This window comes from Roseibium sp. MMSF_3412, assembly GCF_030733265.1.
Taxonomy (GTDB): domain Bacteria; phylum Pseudomonadota; class Alphaproteobacteria; order Rhizobiales; family Stappiaceae; genus Roseibium.
In genome coordinates, this window is record NZ_JASHJI010000011.1 from 1 (window position 1) to 18133 (window position 18133).

Annotated in this window: 17 protein-coding genes; 14 read left to right on the forward strand and 3 right to left on the reverse strand. The window is 61.6% G+C overall.

Annotated features, from left to right (window positions below; translation table 11 throughout):
- Positions 1-111 precede the first annotated feature (111 nt).
- From pta to RBB49_RS18490, 6 genes are all read left to right on the forward strand, one after another.
- Positions 112-1140, forward strand: coding sequence for a phosphate acetyltransferase (gene pta / locus RBB49_RS18465; RefSeq protein ID WP_306144347.1), 1029 nt, complete (start codon positions 112-114; stop codon positions 1138-1140).
- Entirely contained in the window at positions 1137-3953 is a 2817-nt protein-coding gene (locus RBB49_RS18470) for a molybdopterin oxidoreductase family protein (RefSeq protein WP_306144348.1), read from the forward strand. Before pta ends, RBB49_RS18470 begins: the two co-directional genes overlap by 4 nt.
- Positions 3950-4699 carry a 4Fe-4S dicluster domain-containing protein gene (locus RBB49_RS18475; protein WP_306144349.1) on the forward strand — a complete coding sequence of 250 codons (750 nt, stop codon included), beginning with the start codon at positions 3950-3952 and terminating at the stop codon, positions 4697-4699. Before RBB49_RS18470 ends, RBB49_RS18475 begins: the two co-directional genes overlap by 4 nt.
- Entirely contained in the window at positions 4699-5610 is a 912-nt protein-coding gene (locus tag RBB49_RS18480) for a DmsC/YnfH family molybdoenzyme membrane anchor subunit (RefSeq protein WP_306144350.1), read from the forward strand. The genes RBB49_RS18475 and RBB49_RS18480 overlap by 1 nt, the downstream gene beginning before the upstream one ends.
- A gap of 19 nt (positions 5611-5629) precedes the next feature.
- Positions 5630-6661: a GlxA family transcriptional regulator gene (locus RBB49_RS18485; protein ID WP_306144351.1), complete on the forward strand. Its 1032-nt coding sequence runs from the start codon at positions 5630-5632 to the stop codon at positions 6659-6661.
- Positions 6662-6830: 169 nt separating this feature from the next.
- Positions 6831-8123 carry an Hsp70 family protein gene (locus tag RBB49_RS18490; RefSeq protein ID WP_306144352.1) on the forward strand — a complete coding sequence of 431 codons (1293 nt, stop codon included), beginning with the start codon at positions 6831-6833 and terminating at the stop codon, positions 8121-8123.
- Between the two features lie 20 nt (positions 8124-8143).
- Here RBB49_RS18490 and RBB49_RS18495 read toward each other — a convergent pair whose 3' ends face one another.
- The 3 genes from RBB49_RS18495 to RBB49_RS18505 form a co-directional block, all read right to left on the reverse strand.
- Positions 8144-8458 (reverse strand): DUF1905 domain-containing protein, encoded by a 315-nt coding sequence (locus RBB49_RS18495; protein WP_306144353.1) that lies wholly within the window; start codon positions 8456-8458, stop codon positions 8144-8146.
- Positions 8459-8859: 401 nt separating this feature from the next.
- Complete coding sequence (locus tag RBB49_RS18500; RefSeq protein ID WP_306144354.1) at positions 8860-10266, reverse strand: PepSY domain-containing protein; 1407 nt, start codon at positions 10264-10266, stop codon at positions 8860-8862.
- Between the two features lie 80 nt (positions 10267-10346).
- Positions 10347-10793: a hypothetical protein gene (locus RBB49_RS18505; RefSeq protein ID WP_306144355.1), complete on the reverse strand. Its 447-nt coding sequence runs from the start codon at positions 10791-10793 to the stop codon at positions 10347-10349.
- A 296-nt stretch (positions 10794-11089) separates the two neighbouring features.
- Here RBB49_RS18505 and RBB49_RS18510 point away from each other — a divergent pair, with 296 nt between their 5' ends.
- From RBB49_RS18510 to cobM, 8 genes are read left to right on the forward strand one after another with little or no spacing between them, the layout of a single operon-like run.
- Complete coding sequence (locus tag RBB49_RS18510; protein WP_306144356.1) at positions 11090-11332, forward strand: DUF6732 family protein; 243 nt, start codon at positions 11090-11092, stop codon at positions 11330-11332.
- Positions 11329-12444 carry a sirohydrochlorin chelatase gene (locus RBB49_RS18515; protein WP_306144357.1) on the forward strand — a complete coding sequence of 372 codons (1116 nt, stop codon included), beginning with the start codon at positions 11329-11331 and terminating at the stop codon, positions 12442-12444. The genes RBB49_RS18510 and RBB49_RS18515 overlap by 4 nt, the downstream gene beginning before the upstream one ends.
- Before the next feature lie 6 nt (positions 12445-12450).
- Positions 12451-13107, forward strand: coding sequence for a precorrin-8X methylmutase (locus RBB49_RS18520; protein ID WP_306144358.1), 657 nt, complete (start codon positions 12451-12453; stop codon positions 13105-13107).
- Between the two features lies 1 nt (position 13108).
- Positions 13109-13357 carry a hypothetical protein gene (locus tag RBB49_RS18525; RefSeq protein ID WP_306144359.1) on the forward strand — a complete coding sequence of 83 codons (249 nt, stop codon included), beginning with the start codon at positions 13109-13111 and terminating at the stop codon, positions 13355-13357.
- The gene (cbiE, locus tag RBB49_RS18530; RefSeq protein ID WP_306144360.1) at positions 13354-14553 is read left to right on the forward strand and encodes a precorrin-6y C5,15-methyltransferase (decarboxylating) subunit CbiE; all 1200 of its coding nucleotides are present in this window, start codon (positions 13354-13356) and stop codon (positions 14551-14553) included. The genes RBB49_RS18525 and cbiE overlap by 4 nt, the downstream gene beginning before the upstream one ends.
- Positions 14550-15275: a precorrin-2 C(20)-methyltransferase gene (gene cobI / locus RBB49_RS18535; protein WP_306144361.1), complete on the forward strand. Its 726-nt coding sequence runs from the start codon at positions 14550-14552 to the stop codon at positions 15273-15275. The genes cbiE and cobI overlap by 4 nt, the downstream gene beginning before the upstream one ends.
- Positions 15245-17116 carry a precorrin-3B C(17)-methyltransferase gene (gene cobJ, locus RBB49_RS18540; protein ID WP_306144362.1) on the forward strand — a complete coding sequence of 624 codons (1872 nt, stop codon included), beginning with the start codon at positions 15245-15247 and terminating at the stop codon, positions 17114-17116. The genes cobI and cobJ overlap by 31 nt, the downstream gene beginning before the upstream one ends.
- Positions 17113-17889 carry a precorrin-4 C(11)-methyltransferase gene (gene cobM / locus RBB49_RS18545; RefSeq protein ID WP_306144363.1) on the forward strand — a complete coding sequence of 259 codons (777 nt, stop codon included), beginning with the start codon at positions 17113-17115 and terminating at the stop codon, positions 17887-17889. The genes cobJ and cobM overlap by 4 nt, the downstream gene beginning before the upstream one ends.
- Positions 17890-18133: the final 244 nt, after the last annotated feature.

The window sequence follows — 18133 nt, forward strand, 5'->3', positions numbered from 1 at the left end:
ACGGATCGGCGGCGCCACCAGCCCATCGGTCCAGACCCTCGCCAACCGCTTTCCCTGGATGGCTTCGGCAACTGTCAGACCGGTCAGCCAATGCCAGGAAAGCCAGGTCCGATGAAACCTTTGGAAGAAATCCTGCGGAACGCCGCCCGTTCAGACAAGACAATTGTCCTGAGTGAAGGTGCCGACCCGCGGGTCATCCAGGCAGCGGTCGATGCTCGAAAGCAAGGTATCGCCAGGATCATTCTGGTCTGCGACAGCGAAGCCGAAGAGGCGCAACTGGCGAACGCCCGCGAGATCGACGGGCTGGAAATCCATCGTCCGGCGACCTCGTCCCTGACTAAAGAGCTTGCAGAACTGTATCACTCGATGCGCAAGCACAAGGGCGTCGACCCTGAGCAGGCAATGCAGCAGGCGCTTGTGCCACATGTCTATGCGGCGCTGCTCGTCAAGGCCGGACACGCAGACGGCTGTATCGGCGGTGCGGTGCTCTCCTCCGCGGAAGTTATCAAGACCGCTATCCAGGTCATCGGAGTGGCGGAGGGAACCAAGCTCGTTTCGAGTTTCTTCCTGTTTCTGTTTTGCGAAGACCACCATGTACGAAAAGGCGCGTGTATTTTTTCCGACGCCGGACTCGTGGTCGATCCGACTGCCGAGGAATTGAGCGAAATCGCCATCGCATCCGCGCGCTCATACCAGGACCTGACCAACGACGCCGCCCGGATTGCCATGCTTTCCTTTTCGACACGCGGAAGTGCGGAACATCACGCCGTCTCGAAGGTTCAGCAGGCAACAATGCTTGCACGTGAGGCGGCCCCCGACCTTCTCATCGACGGTGAATTGCAATTCGACGCAGCGTTCGTACCAGAGGTTGCCCAATCGAAAGCGGCGGATTCACCAATTGAAGGTAACGCGAACGTTTTTATCTTTCCTAATCTTGACGCAGGAAATATTGGCTACAAGATCGCACAGAGGATTGGGGGAGCGAAGGCTATCGGGCCGATCCTGCAAGGACTATCGCATCCGGCAAACGATTTGTCGCGCGGGTGCAGCTCGGAGGATATTCTTCACATGATCGCAGTTACAACCGCACAGTCAGTTCACAAGGACACGAAGACAACCGGCATGGAGCGGACCGTATGACGGCCCCCATTGTCGACACCTCGCCGAAAGTCTCCGACGAGGTTCGCAAGACGACCTGCTACATGTGCGCCTGCCGCTGCGGCATCAATGTGCATCTCAAGGACGGAAAGGTCGCCTATATCGAGGGCAACCGGGACCATCCGGTCAACAAGGGCGTTCTGTGTGCCAAAGGCTCTTCCGGCATCATGCAGGTCAATGCCCCGTCGCGCCTGCGCGCGCCGCTCAAGCGAACCGGTCCCCGCGGCTCGGGCGAATTTCAGGAAATCTCCTGGGATGAAGCTCTGGAACTTGCCAAGTCCTGGCTCGAACCTGTCCGCAAGTCCGCCCCGGAGAAGCTCGCTTTCTTCACCGGGCGCGACCAGTCGCAGAGTTTCACCAGTTTCTGGGCGCAGAATTTCGGCACGCCCAACTATGCAGCCCACGGCGGGTTCTGTTCGGTCAACATGGCGACCGCAGGCATCTACACGATGGGCGGTGCCTTCTGGGAATTCGGCCAGCCGGACTGGGATCACACCAAGCTCTTCATGATCTTCGGTGTCGCGGAGGATCACGATTCCAACCCCATCAAGATGGGTCTCGGCAAGCTCAAGGCGCGGGGTGGCAAGGTCATCGGCGTCAATCCGATCCGCTCCGGCTACAACGCGATTGCCGATGAATGGGTCGGCATTACACCCGGTACGGACGGGCTGTTCATTTCGTCCCTGATCCATGTCCTCTTGAAAGCCGGCAAGGTCGATCTTTCCTATCTTGCCCAGTTCACGAATGCACCGTGTCTGGTCAACGCAACCCCGGGCTCTTCCGAGGAAGGGCTGCTGATTCGCAACGACGACGGCAAGCCGTTGGTCATCGACCGGACAAGCGGGACATTGCAGCCTTTCGACAAGCAGGGCGTCAAACCGGATCTGGCGGCCCAGGTCGACATGGACGGCGTCATGCACAAGACAGTCTTTCAGCACCTTGCCGACCGGTTTCTTTCCGACGATCACAGCCCGGAAGCCGTTTCCGAGCAATGCGGGGTGCGCCCGGGCCGTATCCGGGCGATTGCCGCAGAACTTGCGCGCGTCGCCTTTGAAGAAGCCTTTGAGCTGGATCAGCCCTGGACCGATTTCCGCGGCACCCGCCACGAGAAGATGCTCGGCCGTCCGGTCAGTTTCCACGCCATGCGCGGTATCTCCGCGCATTCCAACGGGTTTCAGACCTGCCGCGCGCTTCATGTTCTTCAGATCCTGCTCGGCACGGTCGAGGTTCCGGGCGGTTTCCGGTTCAAGCCGCCCTATCCGAAACCCGTCGAAGCTCACCCGACACCGCATTGCCATTCGAAGCCGGACTGCCCCCTGGACGGACCGCATCTCGGCTTCGTCCGCAGTCCCGCCGATCTGGCTCTGAAGGAAGACGGCACACCGGCGCGCATCGACAAGGCGTTCACCTGGGAAAACCCGCTTTCGGCCCACGGCCTGATGCACATGGTGATCTCGAACGCGCATGCGGGCGATCCCTACAAGATCGACACCCTGTTTCTCTACATGGCCAACATGGCCTGGAACTCGTCCATGAACACCCGTGGTGTCATGGACATGCTGACGGACAAGGACGAAAACGGCGACTATGTCATCCCGCGGATCATCTATTCCGATGCCTATTCCTCGGAAATGGTGGCCTATGCCGACCTGATCCTGCCCGACACGACCTACCTGGAGCGTCACGACTGTATTTCGCTGCTGGACCGGCCAATCTGCGAGGCGGATGCCGCCGCCGACGCGATTCGCTGGCCGGTGATCGAGCCGGACCGCGACGTCCGCGGGTTCCAGTCGGTACTGGTCGATCTTGGAGCGCGGCTCAAGCTGCCCGGTTTCGTCGATGAAAACGGCACAGCGCTCTACAAGGACTATGCGGATTACATGGTCAATCACCAGCGCAGGCCGGGGATCGGACCACTGGCAGGGTTTCGCGGTAACGGAACGCAGACCGGCCGGGGAGACGTCAATCCCGACCAGTTGCAGCGCTATATCGACAACGGCAGTTTCTTCGTGGAACATGTTCCGGACGAGGCGACCTACTACAAACCCTGGAATGCCGCCTACCAGGACTGGGCGGTCGGGCTCGGTTTCTACGACGCTCCTCAGCCCTACCTGTTTCAGCTCTATGCCGAACCGCTGCGCCGGTTCCAGCTTGCCGCGGAAGGACACGGTGAACGCCAACCGCCGGATCACCTGAGACAGCAGATCAAGGACTATCTGGATCCGCTTCCGGTCTGGTATCCGCCCATCGAGGACGGCTCCGTCGATACGGAGGCCTATCCCGTACACGCGCTGACGCAACGGCCGATGGCAATGTACCATTCCTGGGGCAGCCAGAACGCCTGGCTGCGTCAGATCCACGGGCGCAATCCGCTCTATGTTCCGACAAAGATCTGGCAGGAAAACGGGTTCAAGGATGGCGACTGGGCGCGGCTTACCTCCGTCCATGGCGAGATCACGGTTCCGGTCGCGCATATGGCCGGGCTCAACGAAAACACGGTCTGGACCTGGAACGCGATCGGCAAGCGCAAAGGGGCCTGGGCGCTCGACGACGACGCACCGGAAGCGACCAGCGGCTTCCTTTTGAACCACCTGATACACGAACTTCTGCCGCCCAAGGGCGATGGTCTCAGATGGTCGAATTCAGACCCTGTCACCGGTCAGGCCGCGTGGTTCGACCTCAGGGTGAAGATTGAAAAGGCGTCCGCTCCTGCGGAAAGCCAGCCGGCCTTCGGGCCATTGAAATCGCCGGTCGGCAAAGGACCCGCCACAGTGCAACAGAAGGTGACCTCATGACCCAGTTGCCAGCGGCCACGGACAAGAAACTCGGCCTTGTCATCGATCTGGACACATGCGTCGGCTGTCATGCCTGCGTTACCGCCTGCAAGGGCTGGAACACCGAAAACTACGGTGCGCCGCTCAGCGATACCGATGCCTATGGCGGTGATCCGGTCGGGACCTTTCTCAACCGGATTCACAGCTATGAAGTGGAACCCAAGGGCGGCGGCTGCAGCCAGACGGTCCATTTTCCGAAGTCTTGCCTTCATTGCGAAGACGCGCCCTGCGTCACGGTCTGTCCGACCGGTGCCAGCTACAAGCGGACCGAGGACGGGATCGTTCTTGTCAACGAGGATGCCTGCATCGGCTGCGGATTGTGCGCGTGGGCCTGCCCCTATGGCGCCCGCGAGATGGATGCCGTCGCCGGCGTGATGAAAAAATGCACGCTCTGCGTGGACCGGATCTACAACGAGAACCTTCCCGAGGAAGACCGTGTTCCGGCCTGTGTCAGAACATGTCCGGCCGGTGCCCGCCACTTCGGTGACTTCGCCGACCCGGACAGCAACGTGTCGAAACTGGTCGCCGAGCGCGGCGGCATGGACCTGATGCCGGAACAGGGAACAAAGCCGGTCAACAAGTACCTGCCGCCCCGGCCCAAGGACCAGTTGCCGGACATGGATGTTCTCACGCCCCTGCTTGAACCTGTTGCCGAGGAACCCAAGGGTTTTCTCGCCTGGCTCGACAAAAGACTGGAGGCGCTCTGATGCATCCGGCTCCCTCCGTTATCGTCTTCACCGTTCTCTCCGGTCTCGGCTTCGGGTTTCTGACATTCCTGGGGCTGGGTCTGCCGGACGTTCATGGCGTGGAAGCGTTTTTCTACTTTGCGGTCGCCTTCGCGCTTGCCGTGGGCGGGCTCGTGGCTTCCACCTTCCATCTCGGCAACCCGCAGCGCGCTCTGAAAGCCTTCACCCAGTGGCGCTCCAGCTGGCTGTCGCGTGAAGCCTGGCTGTCGACGGCCGCGCTGATCATCCTCGCGATCTACGCGGCGGCGGCGGTCTTTATCGGCATCTCCGTGTTTCCGCTCGGCCTGCTCGGCGCGATCCTCTCTGTCGCGACGGTCGTGGCGACATCAATGATCTACGCACAGCTGAAGACGGTGCCGCGCTGGAACCACTGGCTGACCCCAGCGCACATGCTGACTGTCTCGCTCGCGGGTGGAGCGATCCTCGCACAGCAAACCGCCGCAGCGCTCGTGCTGCTGCTCCTGGCCGGTGGCTTCCAGATCCTGCACTGGGTCCTTGGTGACCGCCGCTTTGCCGAACGCGGTCATACGATCGAAACAGCAACCGGCCTGGGAGACCGCGGCAGCGCGCGGCTGTTTGAACCGCCGCATACCGGATCGAACTATCTCCTGAAGGAAATGGTGCATGTGGTCGGGCGCAAACACGTCCAGAAACTGCGCATCATCGCCTTCGCGGGCATGATCGTCGTGCCGCTGGCCATCGTTGCGCTGCTGCCTGTCAACCCGTTCACGGCGATCCTTGCCACGCTGATCTATCTGGTGGGCGCCTTTGCGTCCCGGTGGCTGTTCTTCGCCGAGGCTGAACACGTCGTCAGTCTCTACTATGGCGCGACAGGTTCGAAACCACCCTATCAACCTAGCTTCTCGGGCTGACACCGCTTAAGATATTGGAATGCAAAGCGAGACCAGACGACGCAAGATCGGTTTTCTGTTGGTCGACGGCTACGCGCTCATGTCGGTCGCGTCGGCGATCGAACCCCTGAGGGCGGCCAATCTTCTGGGCGGGTCCGAGTATTTTCAGCTGTCCTACTACTCGCAAAATGCCGGCCGCGCCCGCGCCTCGTGCGGTGCCTATATCGAAACAGAACCGCTTGGCATCCTGAGCAACCAGGTCGATCTTCTGCTGGTTGCCGCCGGGACCAATCTCGAAGAGGCCGAGAACACCGCCTTTTACGCACAGCTGCGCAAGCTTGCCGCGCATGGCGTCGCCCTCGGCGGCATCTCCGGCGGCGGTGCGCTTCTGGCGAAGGCCGGGCTGATGGAAGACCGGCGTTTCACGGTCCACTGGGAACATTTCGAAGAACTCAACGCCCTTTCGGACGGATACTTTCTGGAGCGGCGGATCTTCGTCATCGACCGGAACCGCTATTCCTGCGCGGGCGGGGTCGCGTCGCTCGACATGATGCTCGCCCTTGTTAAATCAGAACTAGGTACGGAACTCGCAACGACAGTCAGCGACTGGCTGGTTCACAGTGGCATGCGCAGCGCGGACGAGCCGTTGCGCTCGCGTTACCTTGGCAGCAACACCGGCGTCAACAGCTGCGTGACGGCAGCGGTCGACCTGATGGAAAGCCATGTCAGCGACCTCCTGACACTGGACCAGATCGCGATGCTCGCCGGTGTCAGCTCACGCAAGCTGCAACGCAATTTCAAGTCGGATCTCGGCATTTCCGTCATGCGCTGCTATATGGACATCCGCCTGCACAAGGCCGATGAATTGCTGCGCAAGACCCGCATGGCGGTCGCGCAGGTTGCCTTCTCGACGGGTTTTGTCGACCAGGCGCATTTTGCGAGCGTCTACCGGGAGAAGTTCGGCTTCTCGCCGACGGAGCGCCGGAAAAGAACCCGCAAGGCGTCAAACGTCATGCGGACACCGGAGCCTGACGAGTATTCGGACCAGGACAGTCTCCTGGAACATCACTGAACCGACATGGGTTTTGCATAAACTGATGGCCTGACGCCCCGTTTGGCCTTGCCTTTTGTCGTGATTGCCCGTATTCAGCCCGGCCATTCCAATTTCCAGAGCCCTTCCGCCCGAACTGCCGCGACCAGCCCGCGGTGCGTTTGCGCGTTTCTTCGTGAGGACCGCTGCCATGACTGAAACCATCGGACTTGACTTCGGAACCTCCAACACGGTGGCGGTCACCGCGAACGGAGCCGGTGCAACAAGTCCCGTCCGCTTTCAGGACAGGGACGAGAGCTTCACGTCACTGCCGACCGTCTTGAGCTTTCTCGACCGTGGCGCGGCGCGGGCCCTGCATCCCGAAGTCGGCCCCTGGGCCATCCGGCAGTTTCTGGAAAGCTTCGGAGACGTGCGCTTCATTCAGTCGCTCAAGACTTTTGCGGCGAGCAGCCTCTTCAAGGGAACCGGCGTTTATGGCGTCCGGTTCGAATTTGAGGATCTCATGTCGACCTTCCTGCGCTGTGCATTCGAGCGCGCTGGAACCAGCTTCGACCCCACCGGAACCCGGCTTGTTGTCGGCAGGCCCGTGGAATTCGCCGGGTACCGGCCGGACGAACAACTGGCGATGGAACGCTACAGGAGAGCGTTCCGGAAGGTCGGTTTTGAAGACATCCTGTTCGTGATGGAGCCGGTCGGTGCAGCGTTCTCCTATGCGCAGTCGCTACAAAGGGACACGACAATCCTCGTCGCCGACCTCGGCGGCGGCACCACGGACTATTCGATCATGCGCTTTGAGACCGAAGGCGGTCACCTCAAGGCGACCCCGCTCGGGCGCGGCGGGATCGGCATTGCCGGCGACACGTTCGACTACCGCATCATCGACAATGTCGTGCTGCCGAAACTGGGCAAGGGATCATCCTACCAGAGCATGGGCAAGGTGCTGGAAATCCCGCCCAACCTCTTTTCCAATTTCGCGCGCTGGCACATGCTCTCCATCTTCAAGACCTCCGACGATTTCAAGGAAATGAAGAAGCTGCTGCGCTGGTGCCTGGAGCCTGACAAGATCGAGCTCTTCATCGAACTGGTGGACGAGGACCAGGGTTATCCGCTCTACAAGTCCGTGTCGGAGACCAAGGCCCGGCTGTCGGCGGAAGACGAGGCCGAGTTTTCCTTCTCCCCGCTTGGCACCGATTTCCGGGCAACCGTCGCCCGCAAAGATTTCGAGAGCTGGATCGCGGGCGATCTTGCCAAGATGGACAAGGCGCTCGACACGACGCTGGCAAAGGCGGGATTGCAGGAAAACGAGATCGACCGGGTGTTCATGACGGGTGGAACATCGTTCGTACCCGCCGTCCGGCGACAGTTCGCGAACCGCTTCGGCACGGAGAAGATCTCCGGCGGGAACGAACTCACGTCCGTTGCCAATGGCCTTGCCCTGATCGGTGCGCGCGCGGACGCGGACGACTGGGCGGTGGCGGCTTAGGTTTGTTCTTCAACTTTCGGTCATACGTCCGGACCCGCAAGAACCGTCATATCAACCTCAACCCTGTCGCCGGCTGAGACTTTCTCGGCTCTTCTGACAGCTGCCTTGACCGGCAGCAGGAAGGAGCCCGACGCCTTGTCCGGCCAGATGGTCGTGCGCCAAGTCGAGGATCCGATGGTCGCCTTCACCTTGATCATGCCCCAGCTTTTCGTCTTCTGACCACCCGTTACAAACCGGATCTGGTCGGCGCTTTCCAGCGGCAAGGTCACAAACGTCCAGCCGCCCGGACCGGGTGAAAGCCAGAGGTCACCGGAAAATGTCATTTGGTCCAGCACGGCAGATCGGCATCCTTTTCAAAAAACGGGATTTTCTTGTTGTTGAAAGCCGATGTGCCGTCAAGGCTAGGGTACGGACCCATAAATGACGCCGATTTGGCGGTAGAAATGGCAAAATCTCGCGAGGAAGCGTGCGCAGAGCGGGCGTTATGCCCGGTCAAGCACGGTGACGCTGCGAGGTGAAGCCATTTTGCCGTCCTTCGGATTTGGCCGTTTTGGCCATCTGCAGCGTCGCGAAAGGCTTGAAAATGAACCACATTTCCTGCGCTTTCGCTCCTCACAGTTAATCAAAACGATCCAAACCAAATTGACTTCATTTATGGGTCCGTACCCTAGAGGGTCACCATCGTCACAGCCTCATGAGAAACCGGGCACCGGCACTGCCCGCGCCCGGCCCCGGATTACCCGAACGCCCGGCGGAGCGCCGGGATGCGTTTCACGACCAGGTAATCAAGCGCAAGTACGCCAAGCAGCGTGACCCCGGCGAGCGGGAAGGCCAGCGACACTGCCAGCATCAGGATCATCGCGCCGCGCCAATGCGGCAGGTCATCCGGCGTCTTCGGCGCAAAGACACGCAGGGCCGCGCCCTTCGGGCGGCGCATCCACCACATGACGACACCGCTGACGGACAGGAAGATCACCGACAGGCAGACGAACGTGTTGAGAACGAGGTTCCAGAGCCCCATGAGACCCATGTGAAACGGGATGCCGACGGCCATTGCCTTGCCCGCCGCCGAATAGTCGGCGAAAGCGACATTCGCAAGAACCTTGCCGGTATACTGGTCGACGTGAACCGTCCGGTCGGAGAACGGATCTTCCGCGTCGGCACTCATCGTGTCCTGATTGATGGTCCACACACCGGCTTCGCTGCGCGGATAGGCGATGCGGTAGCGGGCATTGAAGCCGATCGATGCGGCGAGGGCCGCGACACTGTCGATATCAACAGGCGCTCCTGGTGCCGTTCCCGCAACGCCGGCCTCGGACCCGGAGGCCGGCATTTGTGTCTGTTCCAGGGCCCAGGGCTGATCTGAGACCGCGCCATGGTTCATGGAGGCATGGGTTTCGTCCGAAAGCGGGACGTTGTCCCATTTCTCCGCCGGAAACGTGCTCCAGGCCTGCACGATCTTGCCGCCCCAGATTCCGGTCCAGGCCATTCCGGTGATCAGGAAGGCGAGCAGGAACACCGAGACATAGATCCCGATGTTCACATGCAGCGTCTTCCAGAGCGCCCTTCCCCTTTGGCGCAGATCGGGGACGAACGCTTGTATCAGGGACATGTCCCTGGGCCACCAGAGATATATGCCCGTGATGATCAGGACGATGGCAAGACCCGCTGCGATTTCCAGAAAGCGGTCCCCCGGTGTCCCGAGCAACAGGTCGCTGTGGATGCCGTCGGCGAAATCGTACCAGCCCTGCCGCCGGTCCCAGCTTTCAACGACGCCGCCGGAATAAGGATCAACGGCGACCATGGACTGGGTGCCGTCATGGGTAATCCGGAAAACGGAAACGCTGTTTTCCGACCGGCCCTTGAGCCATTCGACAAGGGTGCTGCCGGGCTGGTTCGCCAATGCGGCTTCGGCCTGATCGGACACGCTCAAGGCAACCGGATTTTCGGGAACCTGGACGGTGATCTTCTCGCCATCGCGGCCATCAACGAAGCCGATATACATCATCATCATGCCGGTGACGGCAAGGGTCGTGAGAAAGGGAATGACGAAGAGGCCGGCGTAGAAGTGCCAGCGCCATGCGGCCAGGTAGAACCGGCTGGGTGCGGACGTGCTGGTGCCGTCCCGGGAATAGGTGCTCATGGATGCTCCAACGCGAGCGGGCAGCCCGCCTGACGAGGCGGCTGGGCTCGCTTCATGATGTTTCGTGGATTGATTGTCGCTCAGATCCAGCGCGGTGGAGCACGGGCACCGAGACGGCCCGGCGCGGCGACCGGAGGCAAGCCGGATTCGCGTTTCGCCAGAACCTTGTGCGGTCCTTCAAGGCGCGCACGCAGTTCAATTCCCTCGCCGGCTCCCAGGAAAGATCCCACACCTGCAAAGAGACAATGATCTGTGGAATTCGACCCTTCCGGGCCATCAGGCAGCGCGGGGACAATGTCCCCGTCCGCGTCCAGCGCGACGGTCCGGTGGCCTTCGGGCGTACAGATCGTGACCGTGAAGGTTCCATCGGCCTGAACGCGCGGCATGTATCCGTTGGGTATCAGGGAAACGAGCAGGAACGGCGTCACCGCCAGCAAGAATGCTGCGATCCTCACTTCCGGAAGTATCTGCCGGAAAGCTCTCACGCCAAGATTGCCCACATACCCAAGATTTACCCTCACGCGCATGCTTAACCACAAATTCTGCGGCTGTCATCAACTGTTGTCTGTTTCGACCAATGGATGTCGTTTTCGCGCTTGATCGCCTGGAACAGCTCCCCTAGATTGCCGCGACCTGACGGCGTCCTATCAGGGACTGAAAGCGATTCTGGATGCGGTTGACCCACACAGGGGACCAATGCCGGAGCTGTCCAAGGCACTTGCAGAGCGGCCGTTTTCCGGCCGGCTGATTGTCCGTGTTTGCTTTCGTCTTCCGATTCCGCCGCCGTCGATTGCCTGCAGGCGCCTGTCATTGGGAGAGAAGAATGAGCCACCGGATACACCTCACCGGACTTCTGACCGTATTTATGCCGTCAACCGCCTTTGCCCATGGCGGCCATCTCGGCGAACTGGCCGGGCATTCGCACTGGATCGGCGTTGCAGCCGTCGCGGGTGCCGCGCTGGTAGCCGGCCTTGTCGCGTTGAAGGACCGGAAGAAAAAAGACGCCGAGGACACCCCTGAGGCAGAGGCCGCAGACGACGAGACCGCCGGGGAAGCCGCGCAATGAGCGAAAAACTCGGATTGATGATTTGCGGCCACGGTAGCCGCAACAAGGGCGCCGTCAAGCAGTTCGCGCAGCTTGCCGAAGGCCTGACGGCGCGGTTCCCGGACTGGCCGGTCGAATACGGTTATCTGGAATTCGCCAATCCTGTCATCCACGACGGTCTGAACAAACTGCGCGAGCAGGGGTGCACCCGCGTTCTGGCCGTGCCGGGCATGCTTTTTGCCGCCGGCCATGCCAAGAATGACATTCCATCGGTCCTGAACACCTATCAGGCCATGCATCCGGAGATGAAAATCTCGTACGGACGGGAACTTGCCGTCGATACGCGCATGGTCAAGGCGGCAGCCGCCCGCATCCAGGCCGCGATCGACGAGGCGGACAGCGACGTTCCGCTTCATGAAACGCTTCTGATGGTCGTCGGGCGCGGCGCATCCGATCCGGATGCCAACTCGAACGTCACCAAGATCACACGTCTGCTCTGGGAAGGCTTCGGCTTCGGCTGGGCGGAAACGTGTTATTCCGGTGTCACCTTTCCGCTTGTCGGGCCCGGCCTCGAACATGCGGCCAGGCTCGGTTACAAGCGCATCATCGTGTTTCCCTATTTCCTCTTCACCGGTGTGCTGGTTCAAAGGATCTACAACACGGCCGACGAGATCGCGGCAAATCACCCGGAGATCGAGTTTCTCAAGGCAGGCTATCTCAATGACCATCCGCAGGTAATCGACACGATGGCGGACCGGGTGCAGGAAATCCTGCAGGGCGCCAACCTGATGAACTGCCAGATGTGCAAGTACCGTGAACAGGTGCTCGGCTTCGAGGCGGAAGTGGGCCTGGCGCAGGAAAGCCATCATCATCACGTCGAGGGTCTTGGCGCGGAAGCAGAGTGCCAGCTCTGCGATGAGATCTGCACCGGGGCCTGTGAAAAACAGGTTCAGGCCGCAGGACATCATCATCACCACCATGATCACGGGCATGATCACGGGCATGATCACGGGCATCATCACCACCATCACGGCGACGGGCACAGTCACGATCACGACCATGGCCACCATCATCATCCCTACCCGCATGCGGATCATCCGCACGGGCCGAAATCACTGAAGCGCGAGGGATAAGCGCCCGTGACCAGGCAGTCGTATCCGGCATACGCATATGAAAAGGACCCGTCGGCCATCTACCGGCAGTCTTTTTCCATCGTGCGCGGCGAGGCGGATCTTTCACATCTGCCGGACGACCTGCATGCCGTTGCCGTGCGGCTCATTCATGCCTGCGGCATGACCGATCTGCCGCAGGACCTTGCCTGGTCGGAGAACCTGACGGCTTCGGCGCAGCGGGCGTTCGGGAACGGTGCCGCCATCCTGTGTGATGTGGAAATGGTTTCCCACGGCATCATCCGGTCGCGCTTGCCGTCAACCTGCGACACTGTCTGCACGCTGAACGACACGCGTGTGCCGGAGATGGCAAAGCAGCTTGGCACGACGCGATCGGCTGCTGCCGTCAACCTTTGGCATGACCGTCTCGACGGCGCTGTCGTTGCCATCGGCAACGCGCCGACAGCGCTGTTCCATCTCCTGGAGACGATTGCAGCCGGTGGGCCAAAACCTGCTCTTGTGCTCGGTTTTCCCGTCGGCTTCGTCGGTGCAGCCGAATCCAAGGACGCGCTCATCGACAACCCGTTCGGAGTTCCCTATCTCGCAATCAGGGGCCGGCGCGGCGGATCGGCGATGGCGGCGGCCGCCGTCAATGCACTGGCCGCAGGACTGCCGGAGGAAGGGTGAAATGACGGGGCCGGAAGAGCGCAAGGATCTGAAATCCATCAGAGCGGGAAAGCCCATGCGCTCGCGCGGGTTCCTGTCGCATTCCGGCGGCCAGTCCGGACCAGACGGCGAAACTGCAGGCGGAAGCACGGCAAGTCCGGCGAGCCGGAAATCGCAGGGAATGAAGCAAGCTGTGCCTCAAACGGACGCCAAACCGCGTGAGCTCACGCCCAAGACCACGACCAAACCCTACCGGCTGGAGGACACATGAGTCTCCCCTGGCTGACGCTCGTCGGGATCGGCGAGGACGGCGTACTGGCACCCGGTGGTCACGAGGCCCTGGCCCGCGCCGACGTTGTTTATGGCGGCGCGCGGCACCTGGCGCTCGCGGGCGATCTTTCTGCCGAGAAACGGACCTGGCCGTCTCCTTTCGCCGATGTATTCAACACCCTTGAAACGCTCAAATCCCGGCAGGTTGCCGTGCTGGCGACAGGCGATCCGATGTGGTTCGGCATAGGATCATCGCTTGTGCAGCGCTTCGCCCCGCAGGCGCTGACCGTTCTGCCGTCCCTGTCCGCCTTCCAGCTCGCCGCCTCGCGCATGAGCTGGCCTCTTCAGGACTGCGAGTGTCTTTCCGTGCACGGCCGGCCGGTGGATCTGTTGCGCAGTGCGCTTTACCCGGGCGCGCGCCTTCTCCTTCTGACGAGCGGTGAGGAAACGCCCCGGCAGGTCGCGGATCTGCTGGCGGACGAAGGCTACGGCCGCACCCGGATGACCGCACTTGAACATCTTGGCGGCGAGAAAGAACGCCGGACAAGCGGCAATGCCGAAGACTGGTCTGGCGATGTTGCCGCTTTTCACACGCTGGCTCTCGACGTCATCGCCGATCCGGGCACGCGACTGCGTGCCCGCGTGCCCGGCCTTTCCGACGATGTCTTCCGCCATGACGGCAAGATGACCAAACAGGATATCCGAGCCGTTACCCTCGCCGAACTGAAACCCCACCCGGGCGCTCTTTTGTGGGATATCGGCGCGGGGTGCGGATCGGTCGCCATCGAATGGCTGCGTGCCGCCAACCGGACCCGTGCGATCGGCCTTGAACCTCATGCAGAACGGCGCGCAATGGCGGCGGAAAACGCAATTGCCCTTGGTGTGCCCCATCTTGAGCTTCTTGATGCGACCGCCCCTGACGGCCTCGACGGCCTGGTCCGACCGGACGCTGTCTTCATCGGCGGCGGGCTAACTGCGCCCGGTGTCGTCGAAACGTCGCTTGAAGCGCTTCCTGCCGGTGGCAGGCTTGTCGCGAATGCCGTGACACTGGAAAGCGAGGCGGTTCTTCTTGCCGCCTATCAGACGCATGGCGGCGTCTTGAAAAAACTCTCCGTCCACCGGGCAAGCCCTGTCGGCGGTTTGACCGGCTGGCGGCCGCTGATGCCGGTAACGCAATGGAGCCTTGAAAAGCCATGAGCGGAACCCTCTACGGTATCGGCCTCGGCCCCGGCGATCCGGAGCTGATGACGCTGAAGGCCCATAGGCTGATTTCCTCGGCGGAGGTCGTTGCCTATCCTGCGCCGGACACGGGCGAGAGCTTTGCCCGCTCGATCGCCGCGTCGACCATCCCGCTGGACGCGCGCGAGATCCCGATCGTGGTCCCCATGCGGGTCGAACGTTTTCCGGCCCAGGAGATATATGACAAGGCTGCAGCCGAGATCGCCGAGGTACTTTCTGCCGGTGTCGATGTCGTCACGCTGTGCGAGGGCGATCCGTTCTTCTACGGCTCCTTCATGTATCTGTTCGAACGGCTTTGCGACCGCTTCGACATCGAAGTCGTGCCAGGCGTAACCTCGCTGACGGCCTGCGCGGCGCAGCTTCAACGTCCGCTGACTTCGCGGAACGATGTTCTCACGGTCATACCCGGCCCGCTTCCGGATGCCGCGATCGAGCAAAAGATTGAAGAGGCGCAGGCTGTCGCCATCATGAAGGTCGGCCGGCATCTTTCCCGCCTCAGGGCGCTGCTCGATCGCATGGGCCTTCTGGAGCAAGCCGGCTATGTCGAGCGGGCCAGCCTTGCGAAGCAAAAGGTGCATCGGCTGATTGACCTCGACGCGGAAACCGCACCCTATTTTTCCATGATCCTCATTTACAAGGGAGACGAAGCGTGGACGCTTCCCCCATCCTATTCGTCCTGAACCAGGCAGGGCTGGACACGGCAGAAGATGTCGCGCGCCGCTTTTCAACGGCGCGTATCCACGGTCTGGCCGGCCGGGTGCCGACAGCCGACACCCAGTTCAATGAAACGATCGAACACCTGCAACTGCTGTTCAAGGCCGGGCACCCGATCGTCGGGTTTTGCGCAAGCGGCATTCTGATCCGGGCGCTTGCGCCTATCCTCGGCGACAAACGCACCGAGCCGCCGGTGATCGCGGTTTCCGAAGACGGCTCCAGCATCGTGCCGCTGCTCGGTGGCCATCGCGGTGCCAACGAACTGGCGCGGATCCTGGCGAAGTCTTTGCGCGGCCATGCGGCCATCACCACGGCCGGGGATACAAAGCTCGGGATTGCCCTCGATGTGCCGCCCAGGGGCTGGGTGCTGGCCAATCCGGAAGACGCCAAACCGGTCATGGCCGAACTGCTGTCCGGTGCGGATGTGCGTCTGGAGGGGACGGCGGACTGGCTTGCCAGCGCTGATCTCAAAACTTCCGAGGACGCCGCGATTGTCCTGACGGCCACCGAAAAACCGATCGAAGGCGGGCCGACGCAGCTTGTCTATCATCCTCAAAAATACGCCGTCGGTGCGGGCTGTGCCCGCTATTGCGATCCGAAGGAACTCATCGATCTTGTCGAAACCCAGTTGGCTGACGCAGGCATTGCCAGGGGAGCCGTTGCCTGCGTGACGACAATTGAACTGAAGTCCGATGAAACGGCGGTCCTTGAGCTCGCCGCGCATCTGGGGGTGCCGCTTCGTGTCTTTTCGGCAGTGGAACTCCAGCGCGAGACACCGCGGCTCAAGAACCCTTCCAATATCGTCTTTCAGGAAGTCGGCTGCCACGGCGTGTCGGAAGGCGCCTCGCTTGCAGCTTCCGGCCCGTTCGGTTCGCTCGTCGTTGAAAAACAGAAAACGGAGAACGCGACCTGCGCAATCGCGCGCGCGCCGCAACCGATTGACCCGGACACCATCGGCCGTGCCCGCGGTCATCTGTCGGTGATCGGCATCGGGCCGGGCAAGGACGACTGGCGGACGCCCGAAGCCACGAAACTCCTGGCGGAAGCCACAGACGTGGTCGGCTATTCGCTTTATCTCGATATCGTCGAGCCTCACATCACCGGCAAGAAGCACCATAATTTTCCGCTTGGCGCGGAAGAGGACCGGGTGCGGTTCGCACTGGAGGAAGCCGGCAAGGGCAAGAATGTTGCCCTGATCTCGTCCGGCGACGCCGGCATCTACGCGATGGGTGCGCTGGTCTACGAGCTGCTGCACCGGAACGAGGAATTCGGCGGTGTCTCGGATGCCGCCAAACGGGTCAGCGTTACCAATGCGCCGGGCATTTCGGCGCTTCAGGCGTGTTCGGCGCGGATCGGCGCACCGCTCGGGCACGATTTCTGCGCGATCTCGCTCTCCGATCTTCTGACCCCCTGGGAATCCATCGAGGCGCGGCTGAAGGCCGCCGCCGAAGGCGACTTCGTGATTGCGTTCTACAATCCGGTCTCCAAGCGCAGACGCACGCAACTTGCCACGGCGCGTGAGATCCTGCTTGAACACCGGCCACCGACAACACCCGTCGTTCTCGGCGTCAATCTCGGACGCCCGGAAGAGACCTTGAAAGTCACCACGCTCGAAGCGCTCACTGTCGATGAAGTCGATATGCTCACCACGGTTCTGGTCGGTTCGTCCAACACGCGCGCAATCATGAAGGGCGATGGCAGCATTTTCGTCTATACACCGCGCGGCTACGCCAAGCGGATCGACGCACCGAAACCGGACAGCGCCGAGACCGCACCGGAAACCGAAGAGGCAGTAGATATCCAATGACCGTTCATTTCATCGGCGCGGGTCCCGGCGATCCCGATCTCATCACGGTGCGTGGCCTGAGGCTGATCCAGTCCTGCCCGGTCTGCCTCTATGCCGGCTCACTTGTGCCGGAACAGATCGTTGCCGCAGCGCCCCAAGGCGCCCGCGTGATCGACACTGCGCCCATGACGCTCGATGACATTATCGGGGAAATCGCGAACGCCCACGAAGCGGGCCTGGATGTCGCCCGGGTCCATTCCGGCGATCCCTCGATCTACGGGGCCACGGCGGAACAGATGCGCCGGCTCGATGCACTCGGGATCGACTATGACGTGACACCCGGCGTACCGGCTTTTGCGGCGGCGGCCGCAGCGCTGAAAGCCGAACTGACGATCCCCGAGGTCGCACAGACGGTCATCGTCACCCGCACGGCGATGCAGTCGTCGGCCATGCCGAACAACGAGGATCTCGATACGCTCGGCAAGAGCGGCGCGACACTTGCGATCCACCTTTCCATCCGGAACCTGCGTGAAATCGAACGTCAGCTGACGCCGCACTACGGTGCAGATTGTCCGGTGATCGTGGCTTACCGGGTCGGATGGCCGGACGAAACCTTCATTCGCGGCACGCTTTCGACGATTGCCGCAGGGGTCCGCAAGGCCAAGATCACCCGCACCGCCCTGATCTTTGTCGGTCATGCGCTGAAGCCGGGAGAAGACTTTCGCGACAGCGCGCTCTACGACGCCGACCATGTGCATGTTCTGAGGCCGAAGAAGAAAGCGAAGGCCTCCTGACGGGGAGCCCCTCACCCTGACCCTCTCCCCAAGGGAGTGGGAAACAGGTGGGCGTGGAGACCCGCTCCGGACCTATTGAAGCCCTCAGAATGAGCTGAGATATCGGTGCCGTCCCGGACCCGATCCGGGACCTGCTGAACACGTGTCATGAGGCCCCGGCTCAGGGCCGGGGCGGCACCCAGGTTCTCCTTGTCTATCCAACGAGATGAGGGATTTGTGTCACGCACATTACCACCCGCAAACC